20 protein-coding genes are annotated in these 24,515 nt (G+C 59.9%); 18 read left to right on the top strand and 2 right to left on the bottom strand.

What is annotated here, in order from left to right; all coding sequences use genetic code 11:
• Positions 1 to 8 precede the first annotated feature (8 nt).
• The 12 genes from AC02Y0_RS21210 (at position 9) to AC02Y0_RS21265 (ending at position 14,304) form a co-directional block, all read left to right on the top strand.
• Positions 9 to 1,448: an aldehyde dehydrogenase family protein gene (locus tag AC02Y0_RS21210; RefSeq protein WP_476381062.1), complete on the top strand. Its 1,440-nt coding sequence runs from the start codon at positions 9 to 11 to the stop codon at positions 1,446 to 1,448.
• 48 nt (positions 1,449 to 1,496) lie between these two features.
• On the top strand, positions 1,497 to 2,879 hold the full coding sequence (locus AC02Y0_RS21215) for an aminotransferase (RefSeq protein WP_476381064.1): 1,383 nt from the start codon (positions 1,497 to 1,499) through the stop codon (positions 2,877 to 2,879).
• 27 nt (positions 2,880 to 2,906) lie between these two features.
• On the top strand, positions 2,907 to 4,277 hold the full coding sequence (locus AC02Y0_RS21220) for a glutamine synthetase family protein (protein ID WP_476381066.1): 1,371 nt from the start codon (positions 2,907 to 2,909) through the stop codon (positions 4,275 to 4,277).
• A 211-nt stretch (positions 4,278 to 4,488) separates the two neighbouring features.
• Positions 4,489 to 5,586 (top strand): ABC transporter ATP-binding protein, encoded by a 1,098-nt coding sequence (locus AC02Y0_RS21225; RefSeq protein WP_476381068.1) that lies wholly within the window; start codon positions 4,489 to 4,491, stop codon positions 5,584 to 5,586.
• A complete protein-coding gene (locus tag AC02Y0_RS21230; protein WP_476381070.1) occupies positions 5,586 to 6,512 on the top strand; it encodes an ABC transporter permease in 927 nt (308 codons plus the stop codon). The genes AC02Y0_RS21225 and AC02Y0_RS21230 overlap by 1 nt, the downstream gene beginning before the upstream one ends.
• Positions 6,505 to 7,311 carry an ABC transporter permease gene (locus AC02Y0_RS21235; protein WP_476381072.1) on the top strand — a complete coding sequence of 269 codons (807 nt, stop codon included), beginning with the start codon at positions 6,505 to 6,507 and terminating at the stop codon, positions 7,309 to 7,311. The genes AC02Y0_RS21230 and AC02Y0_RS21235 overlap by 8 nt, the downstream gene beginning before the upstream one ends.
• A gap of 24 nt (positions 7,312 to 7,335) precedes the next feature.
• Entirely contained in the window at positions 7,336 to 8,364 is a 1,029-nt protein-coding gene (locus tag AC02Y0_RS21240; protein WP_476381074.1) for an extracellular solute-binding protein, read from the top strand.
• 76 nt (positions 8,365 to 8,440) lie between these two features.
• Positions 8,441 to 10,108, top strand: coding sequence for an amidohydrolase (locus AC02Y0_RS21245; protein ID WP_476381076.1), 1,668 nt, complete (start codon positions 8,441 to 8,443; stop codon positions 10,106 to 10,108).
• 24 nt (positions 10,109 to 10,132) lie between these two features.
• Positions 10,133 to 10,612: a DUF3237 family protein gene (locus AC02Y0_RS21250; protein ID WP_476381078.1), complete on the top strand. Its 480-nt coding sequence runs from the start codon at positions 10,133 to 10,135 to the stop codon at positions 10,610 to 10,612.
• 22 nt (positions 10,613 to 10,634) lie between these two features.
• Positions 10,635 to 11,315 carry a type 1 glutamine amidotransferase gene (locus tag AC02Y0_RS21255; protein ID WP_476381080.1) on the top strand — a complete coding sequence of 227 codons (681 nt, stop codon included), beginning with the start codon at positions 10,635 to 10,637 and terminating at the stop codon, positions 11,313 to 11,315.
• 148 nt (positions 11,316 to 11,463) lie between these two features.
• A complete protein-coding gene (locus AC02Y0_RS21260) occupies positions 11,464 to 13,638 on the top strand; it encodes a methyl-accepting chemotaxis protein (protein WP_476381082.1) in 2,175 nt (724 codons plus the stop codon).
• 117 nt (positions 13,639 to 13,755) lie between these two features.
• Positions 13,756 to 14,304: a cysteine hydrolase family protein gene (locus AC02Y0_RS21265; RefSeq protein ID WP_476381084.1), complete on the top strand. Its 549-nt coding sequence runs from the start codon at positions 13,756 to 13,758 to the stop codon at positions 14,302 to 14,304.
• A gap of 217 nt (positions 14,305 to 14,521) precedes the next feature.
• Here AC02Y0_RS21265 and AC02Y0_RS21270 read toward each other — a convergent pair whose 3' ends face one another.
• Positions 14,522 to 15,253 (bottom strand): GntR family transcriptional regulator, encoded by a 732-nt coding sequence (locus AC02Y0_RS21270; RefSeq protein WP_476381086.1) that lies wholly within the window; start codon positions 15,251 to 15,253, stop codon positions 14,522 to 14,524.
• A gap of 144 nt (positions 15,254 to 15,397) precedes the next feature.
• Between AC02Y0_RS21270 and AC02Y0_RS21275 the strand changes: the two genes are divergently transcribed.
• From AC02Y0_RS21275 to AC02Y0_RS21300, 6 genes are all read left to right on the top strand, one after another.
• A complete protein-coding gene (locus AC02Y0_RS21275) occupies positions 15,398 to 16,369 on the top strand; it encodes a tripartite tricarboxylate transporter substrate-binding protein (RefSeq protein ID WP_476381088.1) in 972 nt (323 codons plus the stop codon).
• Between the two features lie 86 nt (positions 16,370 to 16,455).
• Positions 16,456 to 17,532 carry a tartrate dehydrogenase gene (locus AC02Y0_RS21280; protein ID WP_476381090.1) on the top strand — a complete coding sequence of 359 codons (1,077 nt, stop codon included), beginning with the start codon at positions 16,456 to 16,458 and terminating at the stop codon, positions 17,530 to 17,532.
• Positions 17,533 to 17,588: 56 nt separating this feature from the next.
• The gene (locus tag AC02Y0_RS21285; RefSeq protein ID WP_476381092.1) at positions 17,589 to 18,056 is read left to right on the top strand and encodes a tripartite tricarboxylate transporter TctB family protein; all 468 of its coding nucleotides are present in this window, start codon (positions 17,589 to 17,591) and stop codon (positions 18,054 to 18,056) included.
• Between the two features lie 12 nt (positions 18,057 to 18,068).
• Positions 18,069 to 19,574 carry a tripartite tricarboxylate transporter permease gene (locus tag AC02Y0_RS21290; protein ID WP_476381094.1) on the top strand — a complete coding sequence of 502 codons (1,506 nt, stop codon included), beginning with the start codon at positions 18,069 to 18,071 and terminating at the stop codon, positions 19,572 to 19,574.
• Between the two features lie 117 nt (positions 19,575 to 19,691).
• Positions 19,692 to 20,948, top strand: a complete 1,257-nt coding sequence (locus tag AC02Y0_RS21295) for a glycerate kinase type-2 family protein (RefSeq protein ID WP_476381096.1) — start codon at positions 19,692 to 19,694, stop codon at positions 20,946 to 20,948.
• 160 nt (positions 20,949 to 21,108) lie between these two features.
• Positions 21,109 to 23,367 (top strand): FepA family TonB-dependent siderophore receptor, encoded by a 2,259-nt coding sequence (locus AC02Y0_RS21300; protein WP_476381098.1) that lies wholly within the window; start codon positions 21,109 to 21,111, stop codon positions 23,365 to 23,367.
• 71 nt (positions 23,368 to 23,438) lie between these two features.
• On the opposite strand, the gene AC02Y0_RS21305 is transcribed toward AC02Y0_RS21300, so the two are convergent.
• A complete protein-coding gene (locus AC02Y0_RS21305; protein WP_476381100.1) occupies positions 23,439 to 24,470 on the bottom strand; it encodes an MBL fold metallo-hydrolase in 1,032 nt (343 codons plus the stop codon).
• Positions 24,471 to 24,515 lie beyond the last annotated feature (45 nt).

Consider the following 24,515-nt stretch of genomic DNA (forward strand, 5'->3'; position numbering starts at 1 on the left):
AGGCGCCCATGTCCGACACGTACAAAAACCTCATCGCCGGCGAATGGCGGGAAGGGGTCTCGGTTACCGAAAACCGCAATCCGTCTGATGTCTCCGACCTGATCGGTCTCTATGCCAGCGGCGCTGCCGAGGACGTCCATCAAGCGGCCGAGGTGGCTGCAGAGGCGCATCGGTCGTTTTATTCCAAGGGGCCGCAGGCGCGGGCCGAGTTGCTCGACAGGATCGCAGCCGGAATCGAGGCCAGGGTCGAGGAACTGGCCCGGATGCTGGCACGCGAACAAGGTAAGATCCTGAGCGAAGCACGCGCCGAGACAATCCGGGCTGCTCAGATCTTTCGCTTCTTTGCCGGCGAGGCACTGCGGATGTCGGGGGAAAGCCTTCCGTCGGTCAGGACTGGCGTGGATGTCGAGGTGCGACGTGAGCCTCTCGGTGTCGTCGCGCTGATTACGCCGTGGAATTTCCCGATTGCCATCCCCGCCTGGAAGATCGCGCCGGCTCTCGCCTATGGCAATGGCGTGATCTTGAAGCCGGCAGACCTGACCCCAGGAACCGCACATCTGCTTGCCGAGATTATTGTGGAGGCCGGGTGTCCAGCAGGCCTTTTCAATCTCGTGATGGGACCGGGCTCGCGGATCGGTCCTGCCATGCTTTCTGAACCCCTCATCCAGGCCATCTCGTTTACAGGGTCCGTCAGCACCGGGCGCGGCATTGCTCGATCAGCTGCCGAAAGCCTCAAGAAGGTGCAGCTCGAAATGGGCGGCAAGAATCCGATGGTGGTGATGAACGATGCCGACATCGACCTTGCAGTCTCCGCATGCCTTAACGGTGCCTTCTTCTCGACGGGGCAACGCTGTACCGCGTCATCCCGTTTGATCGTCCAAGACCGGATCCATGATGTCTTCGTTGACGCGTTGACGAAGGCGACCTTGGAACTGAAAGTCGGTCCTGCACTTGCGCTGGAAAGCCAGATGGGGCCGGTTGCTTCCGCCTCGCAGCTCGATAGCAACCTCGCCTATGTCGCGCTCGCTCGCGAAGAAGGCTGCGAGGTTGTCGGTGGCGAACGCATCCTCGAGATGCCTCTTGGGCATTTCCAGAGGCCGGCGCTCTTTCTGGGTGCGACCAACGACATGCGCGTCAGCCGCGAGGAGATCTTCGGTCCATGTGCGAGCGTGATCAAGGTCAGGGATTTTGATGAGGCGGTCGCCGTTGCCAACGATACAGAGTTTGGTCTGTCGTCGGGTATCTGCACCCGCAGCCTGAAATATGCCCGCGAGTTCCAGCGCCGATCAACGGCCGGAATGGTCATGGTCAATCTGCCGACAGCCGGGGTCGACTATCACGTGCCATTCGGAGGCCGCAAAGGCAGCAGCCATGGCCCTCGCGAACAGGGCCGCTACGCCGCCGAATTCTATACCGCCGTCAAGACCAGTTATGTTTTCGCCGGCTGACGCCGGTCCCTCATGTCGCGTTCGCGCGCAGCAAGAACAGGAGATGCCATGACCTTCTCGAATTCAACGGCAGCGATCCGCCGCCTCGACGCCGCCCATCATCTGCATCCCTTCACCAACACCCGTGAGCTCAATGCGCGCGGAGCGCGGGTCATCACAGAATCTTCGGGCGTTTATCTCCGGGATTCGGAGGGCAATCGCATTCTCGACGGCATGAGTGGGCTGTGGTGCGTTAATGCTGGGCATGGCCGCCGGGACATCATCGATGCCGTTTCCCGCCAGTTGGAAGAACTGACGTTTTACAACACCTTCTTCAACACCACGCATCCGTCGGTCGCCGAGCTTTCCGGACTTCTCAGCGAGGTGACGCCGTCTCAGTTCAACTATTTCCATTACACCGGCTCCGGGTCGGAATCGAACGACACGATCTTCCGTCTCGTTCGCTACTATTGGGAGCTGATGGGCAAGCCGGAAAAGAGCGTGTTCGTCTCCAGGCGTGGTGGCTATCATGGCTCGACGGTCGCATCCGCCTCTCTGGGCGGTTTCGGCTCGATGCACAAGCAGGGCGGCCTGCCGATCGCCGGCATATATCACGCCCCTTCGCCAGACTGGTGGAGCTATGGCGGCGAGATGAGCTCGGATGATTTCGGGCGCCATGTTGCGCAGCAGACGTTGTCGTTGATCGATGCGATCGGCGCTGATCGCATCGGCGCAATGATCGCCGAGCCGATCATGGGGGCAGGCGGTGTCATCATCCCCCCGAAGACCTACTGGCCGGTGCTGGCTGCCGGTCTGAAAGAGCGGGACATCCTCCTGATCTCGGATGAAGTCATCTGCGGCTTCGGGCGCACCGGAGAGTGGTTCGGCTGTGAACTGATGGGGACCGAGCCGGACTTCCTGACCATGGCGAAGGGCATCACCTCGGGCTATATCCCGCTCGGTGCTGTCGGCGTCTCCGATCGGGTTGCGCAGGTTTTGCTGGAAAAGGGAGGCGAGTTCGCCCATGGCCACACCTATTCCGGCCATCCCGCCGCATGTGCTGCAGCCATCGCGACATTGAAGATCCTCCGGGAGGAGAAGCTGGTCGACCGCGTTCGCGACGATATCGGGCCTTACCTGAAGCGGAAGTGGCTCGCGCTGGCCGACCATCCGATCGTCGGCGAGGCGGTCATGGAGGGGCTGATCGGGGCCTTCCAGTTCACTAAGGACAAGTCGTCGCGGCAGGGCTTCGACGAGAATGCGCGCATTGGCATGATCGCGCGTGAGCACTCGTTCAAGAATGGTCTCGTCATGCGCGCCGTGGGTGATCGCATGGTCATCGCGCCGCCCTTCACCTTGAGCCATGAAGAAGCCGATGAACTGGTCACGATTGCCCAGAAGGTCATTGACCTAACCTACGCCGATGCAAAATCCAATGGCCTGATTGCCTGAAGCTCCTGGGATGGACCTCGTACTGACATGACTTACCTCCCATCCGGTGCCGCGGCGGACGAAGCCGAGACTTTTCTGACCTGCTATCCAGAGTTGGAGGCCATCGACATTGTGATGACCGACTGCCACGGCATCGGGCGGGGCAAGATCATTCGCCGACACGAGCTTCCGTCGCTCTATCGTTCCGGCAGAGCGATGCCGAGCTCGCTGTTCGGGCAGGATGTGGCGGGTGATGATGTCGAGGCGTCAGGCCAGGTGATGACCGACGGGGGCGGCGACAAGCGTTGCTTCCCCCTGCCGGGCACCCTGGGTTATATGCCCTCTACCGGGCGTGGCCAGGTTCTCGTCAGTATGTATGACGAGCGAGGAGCACCTTATACCGCCGATCCCCGCTTTGCGCTTGTGGCCCAGATGGAGCGTGCCCGCCATGCGGGGTATGCGCCCATGGGTGCCTTCGAACTCGAGTTTTATCTCATCGACAAGGACGTGGCTCCGGGTGGGCAGAGGTTACCCGCCCGTTATGCCCTGACCGGTCGCCGCTCGCCCCACCGCAATACGATGGCGGTCGATGAACTCGATGAGATGGCACCCTTCTTCGAAGCTGTATATGCCGGTGCTCGGCATCTCGGCCTGACGCTGGAATCGCTGATTTCCGAATATGCTGCGGGCCAATACGAGCTGACGATCAAATATCGCGACCTAGTCCGGGCCGCCGATGACGTGATCATCGCAAAGAGGCTGATCCGCATGACCGCGCGCAGGTTTGGCATGGAGGCCTGCTTCATGGCCAAACCGTTCGGAGGCGAGGCGGGGTCCGGCATGCATCTGCATCTTTCGCTTGCCGGTCCCTCGGGCGACAATCTGTTCGCCGATCTCCCAGACGGCAACCTCAATCCCTTGATGCTGCATGCGATCGGCGGCATCAGGAGAACGATTGGCGATACCATGCTGTTGCTGGCTCCCTTCCTCAATTCGTGGCGGCGATTTGCCTCGACATCCTATTCGCCGGCCTCCGACGACTGGGGGGTCGAGGATCGCACGGTTGCCATCCGTGTGCCATCGTCCGGCGGCAGCGCCCGCCACTTCGAGCATCGGGTCGCGGGGGTCGATTCCAATCCTTACCTTGTTGCGGCCGTCACTCTGGCCGGTGCGCTGAACGGTATCGAGGAGGGCACTGATCCCGGTCCCGAGAAGTCCGGCGATGCCCATCCGGATCACTCGACCCTGCCACGGTCCTGGCTGGACGCAATTGATCGTGCTGAACACTCGCCCTTCGTTCAGCAGGTGCTGGGCAGGGAACTGCACCAGGCCTTCGTCGCAGTGAAGCGAGCGGAATTCCAACGGCTCGCGTCCACCGTCACCGAGATCGAGTGGCAACTTTATGGATATGTCGTTTAGGCGGATCCGGCTTGATGCACAGCATGTCCGGCTCCAGCGGGCTGTCCTAGATGCCCTGTCCCTTGTGGGGCATCGGCTGTGAGGGTCCCTCAAGTCGCCATGAAAAATGTACGGCAACCCCCCTCTTGAAATTTGATCAAAATTTGGTTTGATACACGTACAAAAAAATAATGCGATCGCAAATCGTAGATCGCGAAGCGGGGAACGAGTGATGACGACGAGCAGGGGCCAGGCACCTGGGTGTGCCATCCGTCTTGAGGGCGTGACCAAGAAGTTCGGTATATACACCGCTGTCGATGGCATCAGCCTGACGGTGGACGACAACGAGTTTTTTACGCTGCTCGGACCATCGGGATGCGGCAAGACGACACTTTTGCGCATGTTGGCTGGCTTCGAGTATCCGACCCATGGACGCATTCTGGTCGGCGGAAACGATGTCACCGACAAGCCGTCCAACCAGCGGCCGATCAATACCGTGTTCCAGAGCTACGCGCTTTTTCCACACATGACCGTTGCTGAGAACATCGGCTTTGGCCTGCGCATGCAGGGACAGCCGCGGGAAGACATCGCCCGGACCGTGCAGACCATGCTCGAGATGATCCACCTGAGCGGTCGCGGTGATCAGCTTGTGACGCGTCTCTCCGGCGGTCAGCAGCAGCGCGTGGCACTTGCCCGTGCGCTTGCCCCCAAGCCACGGGTCCTGCTGCTCGACGAGCCGCTTTCGGCGCTCGATCTCAAGCTCCGCAAGGCGATGCAGATCGAGCTTAAACGCCTCCAGGCCGAGACAGGCATCACCTTTGTTTTCGTCACGCATGACCAGGAAGAGGCGCTCACGATGTCCGATCGCATCGCGGTCATGTGCGAGGGACGGGTCGGGCAGTTGGGAACGCCGCGCGACATCTACGACCGCCCGGCCAATCGTTTCGTCGCGGATTTCATAGGCGAAACCAATTTCCTCGACGTCAACATCCTCTGGCTTGCAGGCGGCCGTGCAGACGTGCGGCTCCCGTCAGGCGCGACGACTAGGGCACGCTGCCCCGAAGGTTTGTCGGCGGCTGATCCGTCGATTGCCGTGGTACGTCCAGAACACGCCGTGATCACCAGCGACATCGCTGGCGCCCATATCACCGGCACCCTTCGCGATGTGGTCTACCTCGGAACCGACACGCATTTCCATGTCCTGACCGGGGATGGTGCAGCCTTCGTGGTGCGCCAGCAGAACGCCACGATCGATCTCGGAGCTGTGGCTTGCGGCGGGCAGGTGGGCATCCACTGGCCTGACGGTGCTCTGCAATTGGTGAGGGCGTGATGGCTGAGCCGGATAGCTCCTTTGAAGCAAGGCACCAAAAGACCGAAATCGTGAGACGGTGGCTGCAGTCCATTCCGGCGTTGCTGCTCGTCCTCGTTGGGGCACTCGTGCCGCTCTTGATCGTCTTCTTCTATTCCTTCCTGACGCCAGGGCCTTACGGCGACGTCGTGTTTCAGCCTTCCGGTGCCGGTTGGTTCGGCGTTCTGTTCGAGGTCGACATCTTCGACGAAAGCGTGTCGCTCGCTTCCGTTCACATGTCGGTTCTTCTGCGAAGCGTGAAACTTGCACTGATGACGACGCTCATCTGTGTCGTCGTCGGTCTGCCGACGGCCTGGTTCATCGCCACGCGTCCGCGCCGCACGCGATCGGTCTGGCTATTCCTGATCACGATCCCCTTCTGGACCAACATGCTGATCCGCACCTTTGCGATCCAGGAAATTCTGAGAACCGAGGGCGTGCTGAATTCGGCCCTGATGTCGATCGGTATCATCCAGCAGCCGTTGCAGATCCTCTACACCGATACGGCGGTCCTGATCGGCATGCTCTATGTGTTTCTGCCACTGATGGTGCTGCCGCTCTACGCATCGCTGGAGCGCTTCGATTTCCGGCTGATCGAGGCTGCGTTCGATCTCTATGCCTCGCGCTGGCAGGTGGTGACCAAGATCATCCTGCCGCTCGTCAAGCCTGGCCTCATTGCCGGATCGGTTCTCGTCTTCATTCCCGCTCTGTCGACCTATGTCATCCCGCGCCTACTGGGCGGGGGCAAGAACCTCATGATCGGTAATCTGATCGAGCTGCAGTTCGGCCAGGCACGAAACTGGCCACTCGGCGCTGCCTTGTCGGTCACTCTTGTGGTGATCGTCGGGCTTGCGCTGCTCGTTGTCATGCGCCGTGGCAACAAGAGCCTGGAGGGTTCCCATGGCTAAACAGCGATCTGTTGCGTATCTCCCGCTGGTCTTCCCGGTCGCCTGTACGGCCTTTGCCGTCCTTTATCTGCCGATCGCCATCCTTGTTTTCTACGCCTTCAACGCGGGCACGTCGGTCAGTGGCTGGCAGGGCTTTTCGCTGCGCTGGTTCGTCGCCGCCTGGAATGATCCGGCCGTCTTCGATGCGGCCGTGCGTTCGCTTGGAATAGCTGCGGTTTCCGCCGTCATCTCTGTTCTGGTTGCCCTTCCGGCTGCACTGGCGATGAGCAGAACCCAGGCCTATCGCGGACAAGCCTTCAAGGAATCGATGCTGAACGTACCGCTTCTGGTGCCCGAGATCGTCACGGCGGTGGGTCTTCTCATCCTCTTCTCCCGCGTGAAGCTATGGACTGGTTATCAGGGCATCGGCTACATCGTGCTCGCGCACGCGGCCTTTTGTGTACCCTTCGCCTACATGCCCCTCAGGGCTCGCTTGCAGGGCATGGATACGGCCCTCGAGCATGCGGCCCGCGATCTCTACGCCTCGCGCTGGCAGGCGTTCCGCTATGTCACCTTGCCCCTGATCCGGCCTGCGATCGTCGCCGGAGGCATGCTGGCCTTCGTGATCTCGCTGGATGACGTCGTGATCACCGAATTCATCAAGAGCGGCGGCCAGGAAACCATCCCGACTTACATGCTCGGTCAGATCCGGCGTGGGGTCACACCGCAGTTGAATGCGATCGCCACCGTCTTCCTGGCGTTGTCGATTGCCTTCGTCACCGTCTTTTATCTCGCCACACGCAACTCTGACGACGACTAACCAAGAAAAACGGAGAATATCATCATGCTCAAGACCACAGCAGTCTCCGCCCTTATGCTCAGCCTGATGGCCAGCGTCGGCCATGCCGCCGGAGAGCTCAACATCTACAACTGGGGCAATTACACCAGTCCCGAACTGATCAAGAAGTTTGAGGCAGCCTATGACGTCAAGGTGACGGTCACCGACTACGATTCCAATGACACGGCTCTCGCCAAGATCCGCCAGGGCGGACACGGTTTCGATATCGTCGTGCCAAGTTCGCAGGTCATGGACATCTGGATCAAGGAAGGCCTCCTGCTTGAGGCCCGACCGGACCAGATGGAGAACTTCAAGAACGTCGATCCGCGCTGGATTGACGTCCCCTTCGATCCGGGCCGCAAATATACGGCTCCCTGGGTCTGGGGCTCGACGGGCGTGACCGTCAACACTTCCGTCTACAAGGGAGATATCAACACCTCTAACATGTTCATGGAACCGCCGGCAGAAGTCGCAGGCAAGGTCAATGTCGTTCCGGAAATGACCGACGTGATGGCGCTGGCGCTGTTCAACATCGGAGCCGAGCAATGCACTGCAGACCTGCCGACGCTGAAGAAGGTTCGCGACAAGATGCTGGCGGCCAAGGCCACCTGGGTCTCGATTTCCTACAGCAACGAAAACCAGTGGGCGACGGGCGAGTTTCTCTCCGGCGTGAACTGGTCGGGCGCTTCCATGCGTGGCCGTCTGCTCAATCCGGCCGTGCAGTTCGGTTTCCCGAAGGAAGGCTTTCCGCTGTGGATGGATAGCGTCGGCATCGTCGCCGATGCCAAGAATGTCGACAATGCCAAGCTGTTCATGAATTTCATCATGGCGCCTGAAAATGCCGCGCTAATCTCAAACTTCAATCGCTATTCGAACGGCATCCTCGGCTCAGAGGCTTTCATGACCGACGAAGTGAAGAATGCGCCTGAAGTGAAGGTTCCAGAAGAGCTGTTGAAGAACGGGCGCTTCCTGACGTCGTGCCCGCCCGAGGTGCAGGCGCTTCACACCAAGATCTGGACGGAAGTCATGAAGTGAGCCAATCGGCCTGTCAGTTCTCGATCAGCGGGGGACGGGCACTCCGTCCCCTAAACGTCTCTTCAAGGAAATTCAGATGAGCAATTCAGCCAGCATCGTGATCAAGAACGGTCGTGTCCTCACGATGAATGAAACCCAGCCGCGCGCCTCTGCTGTCGCGCTTTCGGGCAACCGGATCCTCGCGGTCGGGGATTGGGACGATGTCGCCGGTTTCGTCGGTCCGGCAACGGACGTGATCGATGCCCGTGACGCGACGGTCATGCCCGGGTTCAACGAAGGCCATATGCATATCTTCGGCGGATCTGTCGGCCTTGTTCAGCTCGACCTCTTCGGCGTCAAGGGCTTCGCGGCTCTGCGAGAGGCCGTGCGCCAATATGCGTCCGACAACCCGACGACGAAACTCGTCATCGGTAATGGTGCCGATTACGGGATCATCGAGCCCGAGCGCCTGACCCGGCACCATCTCGATCTGATCCTGCCCGACAGGCCCATGATCGTCTTCGCCTTCGATCACCATATCGCCTGGGCCAACACGATTGCCTTGAAACAGGCGGGTATCTTCGAAGGCCGGGATGTCGGTGTCGGCAACGAGATCGTCATGGGCGAAGACGGTTGTGCGACCGGCGAATTGCGCGAGTCGAATGCCTATGGTCCGGTTGTCGACCTCTCGGAAACCGGTGGCCGAGACATGCTCGGCATCGCAACCGGTGGTGATCCGGAAAACCTTACGGAAGAAGATCGTGCGAACGATCTTGCCGTGCTGCGCAAGGGACTGCAATATTGCGCGTCGCTCGGTATCACCTCGCTGCAGAACATGGATGGTAGCCTCTATCAGCTCGAACTTCTGGACCAGATCGAGCGCGAGGACGGCTTGCCCTGCCGGATGCGCATGCCGTTCCATATGAAGAACTTCATGCCTGTGAGTTTCATCGAGGAGAAGGCGGCGGCCTGGCGTGACCGCTTCAACAGCGATCGCCTGCGCTCGGATTTCGTCAAGCTGTTCATGGATGGGGTGATCGAGGGCGAGACGGCCGTCATGCATGACGACTATGCCCATCGACCGGGATATCGCGGCGATCCCTTGTTCAGCCAAGAAGCCTTCGATGCGGTCGCCACGGAGGCGACGAGGCTGAACTTGCCGGTTGCCGTCCATGCCATCGGTGACGGCGCCGTGCATATGGTGCTTGAAGGCTATGAAAAAGGCATCAAGGCCACCGGCAACACGAAGATCCGCCATCGGATCGAACATATCGAGGTCGTACTGCCCTCGGATATCCCGCGTTTTGCCGAACTCGGTGTTGTCGCCTCGATGCAGCCTCCGCATCCTCCGGGCACCGGATCTTTGCCGCTGCAGCCGGGCATCGACTTCATCGGTCGCGATCGCTGGCCGTATTCCTATGCCTGGCGGACGTTGGTGGATGCGGGTGCCAAGATGGTGTTTGCTACCGACTGGCCGGTCTGCCCGCTCGACCCGCTGCTATCGATCGAGCAGGCTATGACCCGCAAGCCCTGGGCAGATGATGTGCCAGACCAGCGACTGACGCTCGAAGAGACGCTTCAGGCCTACACGATCAACAGTGCCTACGTGGAGCAGATGGAAGATCGCAAGGGCATGCTGAAGCCGGGTTATCTGGCCGACCTCGTGATCCTCGACGGCGATATCGAGGCGGTTTCGCATGATCGCATTTCCTCGCTGCGTGCCGTGAAGACAATCTGCGACGGGCGGATCACCTACTCGGCCTGACAACAGACAAGGAGGCGAAAGCGCATGTCTCAAGAAATCGTATCTCCGATCGTACCGGGCCTGGAATTCGCCTTTGCCATCAATGTCACGATTGCCGAGCCACGTTCTGGCGGGCGCGGGCGAAACGGTCACCGACGCATCATTCCGATCACGGGTGGCACGATCTCCGGGCCGCGGCTGCAAGGCCGCGTCCTGCCGGGCGGCGCAGACTACGAGCTGATCCGCCAGGATGGCTGCTCGGTGGTGACGGCGCATTATGGTCTGGAAGCAGACGATGGCACGCCAATCTACATCCGCAACCAGGGTCTCTTCATCGCAGACAAAAACGTGGTCGACCGGGTCGACGCCGGCGAGTTCCTGCGCCCCGAGGCCTATTACTTCCGCTCCGCGCCGATTTTCGACGCGCCGCTCGGTCCGCATGTCTGGCTTTCCGACAGTCTGTTTGTCGCGTCCTGCGCGTTTCGCATGACGGATGTGACGATTGCCGTCTATCGCGTCACTTGATCATACCAGGAGGCAGCCACTCATGAAGACGATCGGAATCCTCATCACCGGGCATCTACCGGCAGAGCTTGTCGATGACTACGGAGATTACGGCAATCTGTTCGCCGACCTGCTCGGTGTCGACCGTTTTCGCTATAAGCGCTATTTCGTGGTCGATGGGCAAATGCCATCCGACCCGCAGGCGGCCGATGGCTGGCTGATCACAGGCTCCCGCCACGGCGTCTACGAGGATCATGCCTGGATCCCGCTGCTTGAAGTGTTCATCCGTCATGCGCGTGATGCCGATGTCCCCACCGTTGGCGTCTGTTTCGGCCATCAGATCATGGCGCAGGCGCTGGGTGGTGTGGTGCGGAAATTCGATGGCGGATGGGCGGCCGGCGTGACCTACTATGATCGATCAGACCTGAACCAAAGGTACAGATTGCTGGCTTGGCATCAGGACCAGGTCATAAAGCCGCCTTTGGACGGCAAAGTCGTCTCCAGCAACGATTTCTGCGCGAATGCCGCTCTCCGTTACGGCGACTGGGGCCTTTCTTTCCAGGCGCATCCCGAGTTCACGCCCGCGTTTTTTGCGCGCCTTGTCGCCTTGCGCGGCGACCTGCTTCCCGGCTCCATACGCGCCCGCGCGACCGTTATCGATGGCGAGCTTGACACCCCTGGCGTCGCTGCTGAGATCGCGGATTTTCTAGAAAGAATGTCCTAATCGGAGCGCAAAAATGCGATCGCAGATCGATGTTATATCGAAAATTAGCGATCTTTTATCAAATGCAAACTAGTGTTCGGGTGTGTGTGAAGCCGCCCGCCCTGACACGATATCGATCGGTCCGGGCCCTTCGTGAACGAGGACCGGAATGAGAAAAACTCTAGCGTTCAAGCTGCTAAGCGTGAGTGCAATCGCGATTGCCCTATGCCTTTTCGCAACATTTGCCGTCGTGATCTCTCAGGTTAGGGACCAGACGGTCACGATGACGCTCGATCAGGCAAAGACCGATGCCCGAGCGACGGCGGAAACAGTGTCTTCGCAACTCAACAACCTCGCAGGCGCTGTAAAGGTCATGGCCGGTTCTGTCGAGCGCAGCACTGTTGACCGCGAGCAGGTCACGGCCATGCTTCCTGCACTTATCGAGCGATTTGATCTGGTCTTCGGCTCTTGGCTCCTGGAGGCAGAAGACGGCTTCAATGGAGAGCAAGTTCAACAGTTGAATGAAAAGCTTGGTACCAACTCGAAGGGGCAATTTACCCCTTACTGGACGAGGTCTGACGGTGGCCTGGAATTGATCATCCCAGAGGATATTTCGCGGGAGGAAAGCTATTACAGCCTTGCTGCGACGAGCCGTGCCGGAGCCGCGACCGAGCCTTATATCGAGGACAGCGCTGGCGGCATGCTGATGATGAGCATCGCCTATCCTGTAATCTCCGGCGAAAAGATGAGAGGTGTGCTCGGCGTTGATATCGGGCTGGACGCTCTGTCTGGAGCACTCAAGGACAAGCGGCCCTTTGGCTCCGGTCGTGTCTACCTGCTGTCGGCGCAGGGGACGTGGCTCACTGCGCCTGATGATGTGTCAGTCATGAAACCCTACGAATTCGAAGGTCTTGCTGAGACCAAGGCGGCAGCGCTGCGCGGTGAAACCGTCATCCTTGAAAATGTCACAGGTGCAGACCAAGGCGCAGTTTATCGCGTCATCATGCCCTTTGAGTTGCCCGGCATGAACGCTCGCTGGATGATTGTAGAGGACGTGCCGGTTTCGGTCGTCTCTGCCGTTGTCAACGAGCAGACTCTGATCCTTGTGTCGGGTGGCCTTGCCATCATGGCAGCCGTCATCATTTCGCTCCTGACCGCAGTGCGGTTGTTCATCCAGAAGCCCATCGGTTCCCTTCTGTCCGAAGTCGCACGCCTGACGAATAGCGATTACGAACAGCCGGTGGCCGGGCAGGGGCGCAAGGATGAAGTTGGGGCGCTCGCAACCTCTCTGGATGTTTTCCGCCACAAGCTGGCAGAGGGGCGCAGTATCGAGGCGGGCGCCGAACGACAGCGTCTGGCTGCCGAAGAACAGCGCAGCCAAACCGAGACGGAACGCTTGGCAGTGGCGGAAACCCAGCGCCAGGTGGTCCTGGCTCTCGGCAAGGGACTGCAGCAGCTCGCGGATGGCAATCTGTCTCATCGCATCGTGGACGTGTTCCCCGGCTCCTATGCGGAGTTGCGTGATCACTATAATTCCGCTTTGGAGAGCTTGGAAAATACGGTCTTGCGCCTGAATGTCACCGTCGACACGCTAAACGCCGGGACACGCGAGATCAGCCGCAGCTCCGACCAACTGTCCAGACGTACGGAGCAGCAGGCAGCAAGCCTTGAGCAAACGACCGCCGCACTCGGCGAAATCGCCGACAAGCTCAACGAAAGCGCCGGCAATGCGGAACTGGCGGCCGGAAAGGTGAAGTCGGCCTGCACCGAAGCCGAACGATCTGGCGATGTCGTGCAGAAGGCAATATCCGCCATGGAAGGCATCGAAGACAGCTCTCGAAAGGTGAGCCAGATTATTGGTGTGATCGACGAGATCGCATTCCAAACCAACCTTCTTGCGCTGAATGCCGGCGTAGAGGCAGCCCGAGCCGGCGAGGCCGGCAAGGGTTTTGCTGTCGTGGCGCAGGAAGTCCGCGAACTGGCTCAACGCTCCGCCCAGGCTGCTCGAGAGATCAAGGCTCTCATTTCTGCGTCGAACGAACAGGTTGGCCAGGGTGTCACGCTGGTCGCAGAAACCGGAGAGGCCCTTGATCGCATCGCCGAACAGGTTCAGGCCATCGATTCCCTCATGCAGCAGATTTCTCGTGCGACTGGCGAGCAGGCCTCGGGTCTGCGCGAGATCAACACGGCCGTGAACCACATGGACCAGGCAACGCAGCAGAATGCGGCAATGGTCGAGGAGACGACGGCCGCCTCTGCCGTTCTGAATGGTGAAGCGAACAGCTTGAGCCAGATGATCTCGCGGTTCGTCGTGGGTCAATCGTCCGGCAGGAAGGCCGCCTGAGCTCTAAGAAACATGGGCGTCCCAACGGGCGTTCCATCAAGAATCGACGAGAGGTGGTCCCGACACCACCTCTCGTCTAGCGTCGAGAACAAACCAATCAATCTGCAGGGAGCAGACATGACCGCGACAGCATTGGTACTGGTGGATTTCCAGAACGACTATTTCGATGGCGGGGCGTTTAGCCTCGTCGGTACCGCCGACGCTGCGGCGAAGGCGCGCAAAGTTCTCGATCGTTTCCGCGCCAGTGGTGAGACGATCGTCCATATCCGCCATCACGCGAGCGAAGACGATGCGACGTTTTTCGTTCCAGGTACGGCGGGCGCCGAAATCAACACGACGGTTGCTGCTTTGGCCGGTGAAGCCGTTGTGACCAAGGCGAACATCAACGGTTTCCTCGGAACGGACCTCAAGTCGATCCTCGATGCTGTGGGTGTGTCGAACCTGGTGATCGTGGGCGCGATGAGCCATATGTGCATCGATGCGCTTGCGCGTGCTGCCTCCGACCTCGGTTACGGCGTCACGGTTGTTCACGATGCGGTCGCAACCCGCGACCTGGAATTTGCTGGCAGAACTGTTTCCGCAGCGGACGTCCATGCGTCTTTTATGGCGGCGTTGGCATTTGCCTACGCGAACGTCGTGAGCACGGATGACTTCCTGAACGCCTGAAATCGTCGAGAAGGCCGGTAACGACTCCGGCCTCATCGCGCTCTCCTATGATCAATGCTCTTTCACCGGATACTGCTGGTGGAGGCTGCATGATTGCCGCGCTGTTCATGGTGAAGTCACGGGTCTTTTGCTAGCCTCCGCAGCGCCGAACACTTGGATATGAAGTCCCTATGCACGGCATGGCCATGAACTGCCCAGTTCTTTGCCCCAATCGTCTCTAAAGATTGCGAAGGTTCAGTCTTTCGATCAGGGGCAACAATTGGTCTCTTGCGTGGCTGCGATGTTGGCGCGCTGCGTTGCTGGCAGCTTCTTTGTCGCCAGTTTCGATCGCCTTGACGATTGCATCGTGCTCCGCAGACGAAACTGCTGGCCGCGGTCGTAGATTGAGCGTGAACATGCGAGCCCGGTGGAGTTGATCGGCTACAGTGCCTGCCATTCGTGTCAGGCGCCTGTTGCCGCTGCGCTGGACCAGCGTTTCGTGGAAGACCTCGTCTGCCACGGCCCAGGCCTGGAGATCATCGGCCTGAAGAGCCTTGTCCATATCTTCCGTCGCTTCGCGCAATGCGGCTGCCACAGCGAGTCGTTCCGTTTCGGGGAAGCCGGCGATGCGGGCAGCAGCGGCGCCTTCAAGGGCTATGATGACCTCATAGATCTCCTCGATATCGGCGGGCGAGAGCGCGCGGATGATGATGCCCTTCTTCGGAAGGATCCTTACGAGTCCATCCTCCTGCAGACGGGCCATGGCTTCATGCACTGGTGTTCTGCTCATGCCGAGCTGGCGGGCGATTTCGTTTTCTGCCGCCTGGTATCCGGGCGGGAATACATTGGACCTGATCGCATTGCGCAGAGCCTGATAGGCAGCCACAACCCGTCCCGCCTTAGAGGCTTCGACTTCTGTGTCGTCCTGATCGGTCGTTTGCGGCCGGAGGATCTCGTTCGCCTTGATCATGCGCTGTGTGTCTCCCTCCATGCCTGTCTACGCGAATTGGCGTTGACAAACATCAGATCACCTATAAATTTATTCTTGCATGCAAGATAGCATGGAAGAAATCCGATGTGGAGGCATTCGGATTTGGTTCTGGAGGAGAACATAATGAAGCCGATCCATATGGTTCTGGCGACAGCACTGCTGGCGACCGTCGCCCATGCTGCCCAGGCACAAAGCAGTTTCCCTGAAAAACCCATCACCATCATGGTCCCCGCCGCCGCCGGCGGTCCGAGCGATACGGTCGCGCGTCTGGTCGCTCAGGCGATGTCGGCAGAATTGGGACAGCAGGTCCTGATCGAAAACATGGGTGGCGCAGGTGGTTCGCTCGGCGCGGCCACCGTGGCCACAGCCGATCCGGATGGCTACCGCCTGCTTCTGTACCATATCGGTACCGCCACTTTCGCGGCGCTCTATCCTGATCTCACCTACAAGCCGATCGAGGATTTCTCAAGTATCGGTCTGATCACCGAGGTACCAATGACGGTTGTCGGTCGTAAAGACCTGCCGCCGGCAACTTTTGCCGATCTTCTCGGATACCTGAAGGAAAACGGCGAAGCCGTAACCTTCGGTACGGCCGGCACGGGCGCGGTGTCTCATCTCTGCGGCATGCTGCTGCAGGATGCCACGCAGTCCAAGATGACGCTCGTGCCCTACAAGGGCATGGGGCCGGCCATGACTGACTTGATCGGAGGTCGGATTGATCTCGCCTGCGACCAGACGACCAACACGACGACGCAGATCAAAGCAAACGAGGTTAAGGCCTATGCCGTCACGACCTCGGCCCGTATCGGTGTTTTTCCTGACCTTCCCACGGTCGATGAGGGCGGGATCAAGGGCTTCGAACTCAGCGCCTGGCACGCGCTCTGGGCACCGAAGGGCACGCCGGAAGATGTGAGGATCAAGCTTTCGGATGCCCTCAAGGTGGCTCTGAAGGATCCGATAGTCATCGAGCGGATGGCTGGACTTGGTACGGTGCCCGTCGCCGAAGACCAGGCAACGCCCGCTGCACTCGACAAGAAGTTTGGCGCGGAAGTTGAACGTCTGACGGCGCTAATCCAGTCGTCAGCCTCCAAGTAAACACCGCCAGGCATCCTCCTGAGAACGGTCATAAGCGGCGCTGCTTAAGGCGGCGCCGCATCTTAAACCCAAACAACGAGACTGACATGCGCTCCTATAAGATTGCTGCCATTCCGGCCGATGGTATCGGCCCCGAAGTCATCGCCGCAGGACTTCAGGTCCTGGAGGCTCTGTCCAAACGTAGTGGCGATTTCACGATTGAGGCGGAGATCTTCGATTGGGGCTCGGACTATTACAAGAAGCACGGCGTGATGATGCCGGCGGACGGTTTGGCAACCCTGAAGGCTTTCGACGCGATTTATTTCGGTGCGGTCGGTGCTCCCGATGTTCCCGACCACATCACACTATGGGGTCTGCGTCTGCCGATCTGCCAGGGTTTCGACCAATATGCCAATGTCCGTCCTACCAAGATCTTGCCGGGCATCACGCCGCCTTTGCGCAATTGCGGCCCGGGGGACCTGGATTGGGTTATCGTGCGTGAGAATTCCGAGGGCGAATATTCAGGGCATGGTGGACGGGCGCATCGCGGCCTGCCGGAGGAAGTCGGAACAGAGGTGGCGATCTTTACCCGTGTCGGCGTCACGCGCATCATGCGCTATGCCTTCAAGCTCGCACAGGCACGGCCGCGCAAGCTCCTGACGGTTGTCACCAAATCCAATGCGCAGCGGCATGGCATGGTCATGTGGGACGAAATTGCAGCCGAGGTCGCCCTCGAATTCCCGGACGTGACCTGGGACAAAATGCTGGTCGATGCAATGACGGTTCGCATGACCCTCAACCCGAAGAGCCTCGATACGATTGTTGCCACCAATCTGCATGCGGACATCCTCTCGGATCTCGCGGGCGCGCTGGCAGGCAGCCTTGGGGTCGCACCGACAGCCAATATCGATCCCGAGCGGCGCTATCCGTCGATGTTCGAACCGATCCACGGTTCTGCCTTCGACATAACCGGCAAGGGTATCGCCAATCCGGTCGCAACCTTTTGGACGGCAGCGCAGATGCTGGAGCATCTTGGTGAAACGCAGGCGGCAGCGCGTCTTATGCAGGCGGTTGAGCGCGTCACCGAAAGCGGGATACTGACGCCTGATGTCGGCGGCACGGCCACCACCAAAGAGGTGACCGCAGCAGTCTGCGAGGCCATAGCGGGCTCTAACATCTTGTGACACAGCGGACGGGCCTGTGGGGGAAACGGAGGCAGGCCTGACCGGGAGGAACTGACATGGACGTTACGACGAAACGAAACCGCCACGACGTGGTGGCCGGTGGGATCTTCATTGCGATCGCTGCACTCTTCGCGATCCAGGGCGCGCGCTATGAGTTCGGCACGGCCATCAAGATGGGGCCGGGCTTCTTCCCGGTGGTGCTGGCCTTCTTTCTCGGCGCACTCGGTGTCGCCGTCATCTTCGGAGGTTTGCAAAAACCCGCCGAGGCGGCGGCGGGTCCCGTTCCGTGGCGGGCGATCCTGTTGATATCAGTCGCGCTTGCCCTGTTTGCTGCCGGTGCCCGCACCCTCGGGCTCGTCCCGCTCGTCTTTCTCTGCACCGCGATCACGGCGCTTGCTTCGCCGAAGAATACGGCGATGTCGGCAATCATCATGGGGCTCGTCATGGCGGGCCTTTGTTATCTGGTGTTCAAGATCGGGCTTGCCGTTACCATCCCGACTTTCGGCCCTGTGTTCGGTTTGTGAGGAGCGCGCATCATGGAACTCCTCGCCAATCTCGCACTTGGTTTCGAGACTGCTCTGACGCCCCTCAATATCTTCTGGTGCTTCATCGGAGTCCTGCTCGGAACACTGGTGGGTGTCCTGCCGGGCATAGGTCCCACTGCGACCATCGCCATGCTCCTGCCGATCACATTTACCTTCTCGCCGGTGACCTCACTGATCATGCTGTCGGGCATTTATTACGGCGCCCAATATGGCGGCTCGACGACCGCGATCCTGATCAATCTTCCTGGTGAATCCTCATCCGCCGTCACGGCGATCGATGGCTATCAGATGGCGCGCAAGGGGAGGGCGGGCCAGGCGCTCGCCACGGCAGCGCTCGGCTCCTTCTTTGCCGGCTGCGTCGCAACGCTGCTGCTCGCGATTGCTGCACCGCCGCTGGCCTCGGTGGCACTCCAGTTCGGTGCGCCTGAATATTTCGCGCTGATTGTCCTTGGGCTTCTCGTTTCGATCTCGCTGGCCTACGGTTCCGTGCTGAAGGCGTTGGGCATGATCTCTATCGGGCTTCTCTTGGGAACCGTGGGCCAGGACATTTACACAGGGACCGAGCGTTTTACCTTTGGGCGGCTGGAGCTTTCCCAGGGCATCAATTTCGTTTCTGTTGCCGTCGGGATTTTCGGCGTCGCTGAAATCTTCCGCAATCTGCAGAGCGATCAGGATCGGGAGGTTGGCGTCAAGCATGTTACGCATCTGTGGCTCGACCGCGCCGACATGCGTCGAATTGTCGGGCCGGTGCTGCGTGGGACAGCACTCGGGTCTATCCTGGGCGTACTGCCGGGCGGTGGCCATGTGCTTGCGTCTTTCGCGAGCTATTCAGCCGAGAAAAACCTCTCAAAGAGGCCCGAAGAGTTCGGCCACGGTGCGATCGAGGGGGTTGCAGGCCCGGAAAGTGCGAACAATGCTGCCGCACAGACCTCCTTTATTCCGCTTCTGACACTCGGTATTCCCGCACATCCCGTGATGGCCCTCATCGTCGGCGCCTTCATCCTGCAGGGGATCACGCCGGGCCCCGACGTGATCACCAGCCAGCCTGCACTTTTCTGGGGCATCATCGCCTCGATGTGGATCGGCAATCTGCTGCTGGTCATCCTGAATCTTCCGCTGATCGGCCTCTGGGTGAAAATGCTCACCATTCCCTATCGGGCACTCTTCCCTGCCATCGTCATCTTCGCCTCTATCGGCTGCTACTCGATCAACAACAATCCGTTTGACGTCTACGCCATCATCGTGTCCGGCATTCTCGGTTATGCCCTCATCCGTGTGGGCTGCGAACCTGCGCCGCTATTACTCGGTTTCGTACTGGGGCCACTACTGGAAGAACACCTGCGTCGGGCGATGATCATCTCGAGGGGGGATGCCACGGTCTTCGTCACCAACCCGATTGCGGCGTCGCTTCTTGCGCTTGGACTGATCTGTGTGATCCTCGCCTTGCTTCCGTCGATCCGGTCGAAGCGCGATCAGGTCTTTGTTGAGGATGACTGATGTGGAGGCTTGGTCCGCTCGCTCGGCATTGACCAGGTGGTGGCCCATATAGTCCTTCTTCGTTAGAGGCTGTCGGGCATGCCGGCCGCATTCCGGATTCTTAAAAAGAGCTGCAACATGAAGCACGGCACGCTGTTGGAAAAACTGTTTCAGGCGGCGGTTCAGGCCGCTGATCCGCTGGCCGGGATCCTCGCGCACCTTCCGCCACCACCCGTCGGCGGCCGAACGGTGGTGGTCGGTGCCGGCAAAGGAGCGGCGCAGATGGCGGCGGCTCTTGAGAGCATTTGGCCGGGCCCTCTCTCGGGCCTTGTCGTGACACGCTACGGCTATGCCTGCCCCACGCAATCAATCGAAGTGATCGAGGCCGCGCACCCGGTGCCGGATGAGGCGGGGCTCGTTGCCTCCAGACGGTTGCTGGAGCTGGTTGCCACGCTCGATCATCAGGATCTCGTCATCGCCGTCATCTCCGGCGGTGGTTCGGCGCTTTTGCCAGCACCTCCTTCGGGGCTGACGCTTGAGGACGAGATCGCACTCAATCAGGTGCTCCTGTCGTCAGGTGCGCCGATCTCCGCCATGAACGTGGTGCGCAAACATGTCTCGATGATCAAGGGCGGTCGGCTGGCGGCGGCAACGAAGGCGCGCGTCGTCAGCCTCATCGTCTCGGACATCCCGGGCGACATTCCATCCTTCGTCGCATCCGGGCCGACGGTTGCCGATGCATCGACGCGACAGGATGCGCTCGCTATCGTCGAGAACTATAAACTCCACCTACCGTCCGGGGTGATTGCGCATCTCCACTCGCTTGCCGCCGATGCCCCGAGACCCGATGATCCCCGCTTGTCCCGCAACGAACACCACGTTGTGGCCTCCGCGGGCTTGTCTCTGGAAGCCGCCGCAAGCGTCGCTCTTGCGGCGGGCTTTACGCCCCACATCCTGTCCGATTCCATTGAGGGCGAAAGCCGTGACGTCGCCCTGGTGCATGCCGCGATGGCGCGGGAGATCGCGACGAGGGGCCGCCCGTTTCAGCGACCGGCTGTTCTTCTGTCTGGTGGTGAGACCACTGTCACCCTTCGCGGCGATGGAGGGCGCGGCGGTCGCAACAGCGAGTTTGCGCTCGCGCTCGCCCTCGCCATCGACGGGCTATCGATCACGGCACTGGCGGCGGATACCGACGGAATTGACGGTGTGGGAGATCATGCGGGTGCTGTCGTCGATGGTGGCACGGTCGCGCGGCTCCGGGCGGCTGGCTTCGAAGCACGAAAACTGCTCGCGCAGAACGACAGCTATTCGGGCTTCGAGGCGATCGGCGATCTCCTGGTGACAGGACCGACCGGCACCAATGTCAACGATTTCAGGGCCATCATCATCGAGTAGCAACGAGATCGGGGCATTTTCCACGTGCAGTTTTTCAACCAGTGTATTGGTCCAGTTGCGCCCCACGCAATTTCAAATGATTCCAAAACATCCGCGTTGATGGCTGTGAAGCTGACCCCTATTAGCTGACTAGTTTAGTCAACATAAGGGGCTGGTGGAGATGACACAGGCGATATCGAGGCATGCTGAACGGCGTCAGGCGCGTCTAGCCGATTACAGTATCGTTTATGTTTCGGCCCTGATATGCGCTGCCCTTTACGTCTCAGCACCTGCAGCACGGGCGCAGGATCAAGACGGCGAGGTTGATGGCGAGACGGTGCTCGAAGAGATTGTCGTCCTCTCCGCCGAGCAGCAGTTGAAGCAGATGCCGGGCGTCTCGACGATTACGGCAACCGACCTTCAGCAGCGACCTGTCTCCAACGATATCTCGGAGATCATCCGTCGTATGCCTGGCGCCAATCTCACTGGAACCAGCGCTTCCGGCCAGCGTGGCAATCAGCGCCAGATTGACCTGCGCGGGATGGGTCCTGAAAACACATTGATCCTGATTGATGGTAAGCCAGTGTTGTCGCGCAACTCAGTGCGCATGGGGCGCGGTGGCGAACGGGACTCGCGCGGCGACAGCAATTGGGTGCCGGCGGAAGCCATCGAACGGATAGAGGTGATCCGAGGACCTGCCGCTGCCCGCTACGGCTCGGGTGCTGCCGGTGGCGTCGTCAATATCATCACGAAGAAGCCGGAGACGCTGTCCGGCTCGGCCTCAACCTATGTGAACGTTCCGCAGAACTCGAAGGAAGGTCACACCGTTCGCGGCAATTTCGTGGTTGGTGGCCCGTTGAACGACACAACATCCTTCCGTTTGACGGGCAACTACAGCCGCACCCAGAACGATGACGCTGACATCAATGCAGGGGCCTCATCGGGAGTTCAAACCAACCCGCCGGCAGGACGCGAAGGTGTCGTGAACAAAGACGTTCGAGGTGTCTTCACTTTCGAACCGAGTGGCGACCACGTCATCGATCTAGAGGCGGCCTATAGCCGTCAGGGCAACCTGTTCGCCGGAGACTCGCAGAACGCTGCGACTGGCGCTAATGCAGCGCGTTTGAACTCGCTTGTGGGAGAGGAGACGAACAGCCTGAAGCGTGGGACACTCGCTGCAACGCATCGTGGGACTTACGATTTTGGAGAGTCCACCAGCTATATTCAGTGGGAGCGCACGCTGAACTCGCGTTTGGCTGAAACGCTCGCCGGCGGAAGCGAAGGTTCGATTTCGGGTGATCTCGAAGAGGGCACAATTGAACTCGACACGCTGACGGCGAAGAGTGAATGGATTTTGCCGCTCGACTATCTGTTCGAACAGAAGCTCACGATTGGCACCGAGTATCGTGGCGAGTGGATGGACGATCCCGTCTCGGCGGACCAGCCAGGTTCCAGCAGCATCTCCTATCCCACAATTCCCGCCATTCCTGGTAGTCTCAATGCAGAAAGCAGGGACTGGTTGATCGGGCTTTATGCCGAAGACAATATCTCAATCACCGACGACTTCACCCTGACGCCCGGTCTTCGCTTCGATCAGCACAGTGCCTTTGGTGCGAATTTCAGCCCCAGTCTTAATGCTTCCCATGCGCTGACCGACACCATTACCCTGAAGGCTGGTATTGCCAGAGCCTTCAAGGCACCGAACCTCTTTCAGCAGAACCCCGAATACATCCTTTACTCGCGAGGCAATGGCTGCGCCGTGAATACCTCGGGCGGCTGCTACATCATCGGTAACGAGACCCTTGAGCCTGAAACGAGCATCAACAAGGAGATCGGCATCTCCTACAATGATGGTTTGGGCTGGAACGCGGGCCTTACCTATTTTCACAACGACTATCGCAATCGGATCTCTCCCTCCACGACTGCGGTGGTGAGCTTGAGCACCACGACTGTGAACGTCTACCAGTGGGAGAACGTGCCCGAGTCCGTCGTGTCTGGTCTGGAGGGCAATCTCTCCGTGCCTTTGCATGAACAGGTGACCTGGGCGACCAACTTCACTTACATGCTGGAGTCCAAGAACAAGAGTGACGGCCAGCCACTGTCGTTGGTGCCGGACTACACGATCAACACGTCGCTCGAATGGCAGGCACGCGAGGATCTGACACTGATCCTGTCCGCCACCCATTATGGTGAGACACAGTCACCCACCTCGCGATCCTTCAACGGCTCGGCCGTTGACAATCCAGAGCCGCGTGAACCCTACACGCTCGTAAACCTCGGGGCATCCTATGACATCAACGAGCAGTATCGAATGACGGCTGGCGTGAACAACATCTTCAACGAACGGGTCTATCGTGAAGGCAGCGGCAACAATGCCGGCGCCAATACGTACAATGAGCCCGGACGCTCCTTCTACGTGTCACTCTCGGCCAGCTTCTGAGAGGACCAAGAACGGTAAGGGCCCGCCACTTTCCTGGTTGGCGGGCCCTTGCTTGTTTTGTCCATGTCCACTCAAGGCTTTGGAGTACGGTCTCCGGCCTTGATGCTTTCTGCCTGCGCCAGAGAGCAGTCGCGCAACAGGTCGAATGCACCGAGCGCCTGTTCCCCCGCGACGAAGGGGTGCGGATCGTTGGCCCCGCGCTCGGCAAGGAGGGCAAGGTTGTCCAGAGCGCCGTCGCGCGTCGGGTGATTGGACATGAACACGTCCACGCCCTCCTTGGCTGCGATGTCGCGGAAACGTCCGGCGGACTGGGAATAAGCCCGCATGCGTGCTTCGTTCGGACCGAAGTTCAGGCCCGTCCCGCCCCACAGGGCGACCATGTGCTGTTCGCCCTTGTCGGCGACCGGGAAGACCAGGGAAACCGTGCCAGGCGTATGGCCGGGTGTGACGTAAAGCTGAACCGTCGTGTCGCCGAGCGTAATGGTGTCGCCGTCCGCCACCGAGACGTCACGCTTCGGCGGTGCGCCCCACCGCGGATTGGAAAACTGCAGTTCCGGTTTCTCCAGCTCCTGCCAGTCATCCTCGCTCATCAGGACCTTCGGTGCATAGGTGTCGACGAGGTACTTCTGCCCGCCATAATGGTCGCCATGGGCATGGGTAATGATCAGGTAGCGGATATCCTTGGGATCGAGACCGAGGGTTCGCAAACCGCCTTCGATCCTCTCCCGTGACTCCTCGTCATTGTTGAGGGCATCGACAACGATCAATCCTTCGGTGGTCTTGATGACCCAGCTTGCGACGCCGCGTACGCCGACGAAATAGAGGTTGTCGAACACCTGGCGAGGTTCGACCACGGCCGCTGCCGCCCGGCGGGCTCGTTCTTCCGCCGAGAGTTCGCGACGCTGGGACTGCCCGGCACCCGCTGGTCTGCGGCCAGCGGTCAGCAGCGGGCGTGATAGATCGCATATGTCGCTGAGACCTGGGAATCGGGCGCCCGCTTTCAGGCCCTGTTCGACCAGTGCTTCGGCTGATTTGCCGTTCGTCTCTGCCTGGACTGGCTGGACGAGCGCCATCAGCAGGATCGGAACGAGTGGCGTTTTCATCTGGAATTCCTTTTTTCGTTATCTGGCTCTTCGTCCCCGCCACCA

The sequence above is a fragment of the Allorhizobium sp. nf9_anc genome, from assembly GCF_056323085.1.

Coding starts and splice junctions, on each gene's coding strand:
- AC02Y0_RS21210 (WP_476381062.1), top strand. CDS start 9: ATGTCCGACACGTACAAAAACCTCATCGCCGGCGAATGGCGGGAAGGG.
- AC02Y0_RS21215 (WP_476381064.1), top strand. CDS start 1,497: ATGACCTTCTCGAATTCAACGGCAGCGATCCGCCGCCTCGACGCCGCC.
- AC02Y0_RS21220 (WP_476381066.1), top strand. CDS start 2,907: ATGACTTACCTCCCATCCGGTGCCGCGGCGGACGAAGCCGAGACTTTT.
- AC02Y0_RS21225 (WP_476381068.1), top strand. CDS start 4,489: ATGACGACGAGCAGGGGCCAGGCACCTGGGTGTGCCATCCGTCTTGAG.
- AC02Y0_RS21230 (WP_476381070.1), top strand. CDS start 5,586: ATGGCTGAGCCGGATAGCTCCTTTGAAGCAAGGCACCAAAAGACCGAA.
- AC02Y0_RS21235 (WP_476381072.1), top strand. CDS start 6,505: ATGGCTAAACAGCGATCTGTTGCGTATCTCCCGCTGGTCTTCCCGGTC.
- AC02Y0_RS21240 (WP_476381074.1), top strand. CDS start 7,336: ATGCTCAAGACCACAGCAGTCTCCGCCCTTATGCTCAGCCTGATGGCC.
- AC02Y0_RS21245 (WP_476381076.1), top strand. CDS start 8,441: ATGAGCAATTCAGCCAGCATCGTGATCAAGAACGGTCGTGTCCTCACG.
- AC02Y0_RS21250 (WP_476381078.1), top strand. CDS start 10,133: ATGTCTCAAGAAATCGTATCTCCGATCGTACCGGGCCTGGAATTCGCC.
- AC02Y0_RS21255 (WP_476381080.1), top strand. CDS start 10,635: ATGAAGACGATCGGAATCCTCATCACCGGGCATCTACCGGCAGAGCTT.
- AC02Y0_RS21260 (WP_476381082.1), top strand. CDS start 11,464: ATGAGAAAAACTCTAGCGTTCAAGCTGCTAAGCGTGAGTGCAATCGCG.
- AC02Y0_RS21265 (WP_476381084.1), top strand. CDS start 13,756: ATGACCGCGACAGCATTGGTACTGGTGGATTTCCAGAACGACTATTTC.
- AC02Y0_RS21270 (WP_476381086.1), bottom strand. CDS start 15,253: ATGATCAAGGCGAACGAGATCCTCCGGCCGCAAACGACCGATCAGGAC.
- AC02Y0_RS21275 (WP_476381088.1), top strand. CDS start 15,398: ATGAAGCCGATCCATATGGTTCTGGCGACAGCACTGCTGGCGACCGTC.
- AC02Y0_RS21280 (WP_476381090.1), top strand. CDS start 16,456: ATGCGCTCCTATAAGATTGCTGCCATTCCGGCCGATGGTATCGGCCCC.
- AC02Y0_RS21285 (WP_476381092.1), top strand. CDS start 17,589: ATGGACGTTACGACGAAACGAAACCGCCACGACGTGGTGGCCGGTGGG.
- AC02Y0_RS21290 (WP_476381094.1), top strand. CDS start 18,069: ATGGAACTCCTCGCCAATCTCGCACTTGGTTTCGAGACTGCTCTGACG.
- AC02Y0_RS21295 (WP_476381096.1), top strand. CDS start 19,692: ATGAAGCACGGCACGCTGTTGGAAAAACTGTTTCAGGCGGCGGTTCAG.
- AC02Y0_RS21300 (WP_476381098.1), top strand. CDS start 21,109: ATGACACAGGCGATATCGAGGCATGCTGAACGGCGTCAGGCGCGTCTA.
- AC02Y0_RS21305 (WP_476381100.1), bottom strand. CDS start 24,470: ATGAAAACGCCACTCGTTCCGATCCTGCTGATGGCGCTCGTCCAGCCA.